The 3,298-nt window shown below is 56.0% G+C and carries 2 protein-coding genes; one reads left to right on the top strand and one right to left on the bottom strand.

The annotated features are described in order from the left end of the window. Positions 1-1,054: 1,054 nt before the first annotated feature. Positions 1,055-1,795: an HAD-IIA family hydrolase gene (locus Z052_RS12770; protein ID WP_241897947.1), complete on the bottom strand. Its 741-nt coding sequence runs from the start codon at positions 1,793-1,795 to the stop codon at positions 1,055-1,057. A gap of 192 nt (positions 1,796-1,987) precedes the next feature. Between Z052_RS12770 and Z052_RS12760 the strand changes: the two genes are divergently transcribed. Then, entirely contained in the window at positions 1,988-3,238 is a 1,251-nt protein-coding gene (locus Z052_RS12760; RefSeq protein ID WP_099289099.1) for an RNA-guided endonuclease TnpB family protein, read from the top strand. Positions 3,239-3,298 lie beyond the last annotated feature (60 nt).

Genomic DNA, 3,298 nt, shown 5'->3' with positions numbered 1-3,298 from the left:
GGTAAGAGACAGGGCTTCAGGGCGGGGCCCTCTTTTCGCACTTCCGTAACGATGGACCGACCGAATGAATGCTCCGTCGAGACTGCTTGCTCACGGTTGGGTTCGGCAGGCACTGCTTCAACTGTCGACCCACTCGACAGTTGTCTCTAGGAACCGGAAATCTACTCGAGGACAGAGAGGTTGAATTGGAATCTGAGCTGTGGGAGGACAGCGATAACAAGAGCGCGGAGTACTCGTCGTGTGCCTCGACACCGCAATTTATTACTAATATCTGAATCTTAAAAACCGAAGTGATATTGGATTCAGCAGTATTCAGCCGACGAGAGGTTCTCTTCTTCGCGCAGTGGCAATTTAACAGTTTGGCCCGTACGTTGGGGTGGTCAGTATGGCTGCCAGACGTATACTACGATACCGTATAGTATGCCGGAGAAGGCACCGTAAGAGATGGCCTCCACTGGCGCGTCTCCTAGAAGGAATGAAACGGCTGAGACTGTAACGATCCAGAGAAGACCGTGAAGGAGAGCGGTTCGTTGTCGCTCAGTCGTGGGCAAAAGACTGCTCGGCAGGCGCTGCTTGGAAGGCATAAATGATCGTGGAGCAGGGATCTCCTTGAGTCTAAGCACACAATACGACAGGGCCGCTGGCGGTGGAGGGCCGATACACAGGGGGAGTGGCGGCCAGTGAACGCCAAAGCGGGGGAGGGGGAGGTGATGAGAGATCCCACCAACTGTGCCACGGCGATGGGACGAGCTCAACAGTCGGATACTTGTTGTCGGCCGCCTCCGACCGGCGGCTACGTGAACCATATAGCCCTCGAAACATCAACCCATCAGCAGTGTTTCACGCCGCGAAACAACAACGCTTCTCGTCAAGAATGTCGATGATCCGTTGGTGTGTCTCGTGGAAGCGAAAGCAGCAAACCGCAAATTAGTGCGAGTTTCGAAACAAGACGCTACAGGCGATGTCCGGCAATGCTTCGAAAATATACCTTTTGGCTCTGCTGAAATTCTCAGCAGGTGAGATATTCTGGCCCGGTTGTGGTCAATACAGGAGATTATATAGTCTCAACCAATTCAGCAACTGATTCGACAACATCGTCCGGGCGGTACGCGAACTCTGTGAGTTCGTCACGACTAGTCGACCCAGTGAGTACGAGGTACGTAGTCAGGCCAGCCTCGATGCCGGCCACGACATCGGTGTCCATGCGATCCCCTACCATCGCCGTCGATTCGGAGTGCGCGCCGATCCGATTGAGGCCACTCCGGATCATCACTGGATTGGGTTTGCCAACGAAGTACGGCTCTTGCCCAGTGGCTTCCGTAAGGAGCGCAGCAACGGAGCCGGTAGCCGGGAGTGGGCCCTCAGGTGAGGGTCCGGTAGCGTCCGGGTTCGTTGCGACAAACCGCGCGCCCTGATCAATCAGTTGGACGGCCTGTGTGATATTCTGGAACGAATACGTGCGGCTCTCCCCGAGAACGACAAAATCTGGGTCAGTATCGGTCAGCGTGTAGCCCACCTTATGGAGCGCTGTCTTCAGTCCAGCCTCACCGATAACGTAGGCGGACGCATCTGGGACTTGATTTGACAAAAACTGTGCCGTGGCCACGGCCGAGGTCCAAATCCGCTCCTCTGGAACATCAATACCCACATCCGCAAGACGGGCAGACAGATCGCGACGCGTGTACATTGAGTTGTTCGTGAGCACGAGAAACTCCTTGTCCTGCTCTTGAAGCCGGCCGATGAACTCTTTCGCCCCCGGGAGAGCAACCTCCTCATGTATCAGCACTCCATCCATATCAAGGAGCCACGTGCTGGGTTGGTCTTGTGTATGAGACATAGGAAGAAGTTATCAGAACTGTGTTCGCCGTGGACTTGAAAGTTTACAGGCTGTCGAGGCGAATGCCACGGGGCTTGACCCCGTGGATGAAGCCGACACTCCGTGACACAAGCCATTAACTAGCAACACAGCGATAATCGAGGTACGGCGATGTGGTACGACTACCGCTTCCGCGCCTACCCTGACCGAACAGGTGTGACTGCGGAAGTGGAACGCCACATCGACATCCACCGCCAAGCATACAACCACACCCGCTACGAATACAGTGTCCTCGACACCGACGAGGACAACATCGGTTCGGCGTACCAACACCAGAAACGCCTCACCGAATGGAAGGACGAGTGGCCTGTGTTCTCCAAAGTCCACTCGAAGGCGTTACAGAAGACCGTCGAACGCTTCTACGACAACCTCTCGAACCTCTCCGAGAAGAAGCAGAACGGGCACAAGGTCGGGTGGCTCAACTGGAAGTCCCCAAGCGAGTACCAGAGTATGACGTATTCGCAGTCTGGCTTCGAACTCAAAAACACGAGTGGCCGGACTGCCACAATCTGGCTCTCCAAAATCAGTGACATCCCCATTCGATATCACCGTTCCATCCCCGACAACGCAGACATCAAAGAGGTGACGCTGAAGAAAGAGACGACGGGTGAGTGGTACGTCACGTTCGGCCTCGAAGTCGAAGACACCACGCTCCCCGAGAAACCCGCTGTAGACGACGTGGATGTTGAGGACTGCGTTGGCCTCGACCTCGGCATCCAGAACTACATCTACACGTCTGACGGCAACAGCGTGGACTGGCTTGACCTCTCCGACGAGTACGAACGCCTGCGTCGGGAGCAGCGCAATCTCTCCCGGAAAGAACACGGGAGCAACAACTGGGAGAAACAGCGCCGTGGGGTTGCCAAGATTAAGCGCAGAATCAAGCGGAGGGTTGAAGACTTCCAGCACAAGCTCACGACGTGGCTCGTCACGACGTATGACGCCGTGTTCGTGGAAGACTTGAACGTCTCGGGAATGCTTCAACAGCGTGGGAACGCTCGGAATAAGCAGGATGCCGCGTGGCGCGGATTCATCGAGATGCTGGAGTACAAGGGCGACCTGTACGGTACGCACGTCGTCCAAGTAGATCCTGCGGGGACGACCAAAGAGTGCGCTGAATGTGGTGTCGAGACGGACAAACCGTTGTGGGTGCGGGAACACAGTTGTCCGAGTTGCGGGTTCGAGGCGGATAGAGACGCGAATGCGTCGTACAACGTTCTTTTTCGCGGCCTTCAAGAGTTAGGTCTGGGACAGGCCGAATCGACGCCCGTGGAGACTGCGACCGCTGTGGAAACCGATGGAGGACAGTCTTCGTCGGTTCCTGTAAGTCGCGTCGTTGAAACGGGAAGCCTCGGGGCTTGACCCCAAGGCGGTTCACGACGCGCTTGACATCCTCCCACGGCTGAAGCCCTGTCTCTTACC

Origin of the sequence: Halorubrum sp. C191 (assembly GCF_002727095.1) — an archaeon.
GTDB classification, from domain to species: Archaea; Halobacteriota; Halobacteria; order Halobacteriales; family Haloferacaceae; genus Halorubrum; species Halorubrum ezzemoulense.
The sequence above is the reverse complement of the archived record's forward strand: the minus strand, read 5'-3'. Positions and strand labels throughout refer to the sequence as shown.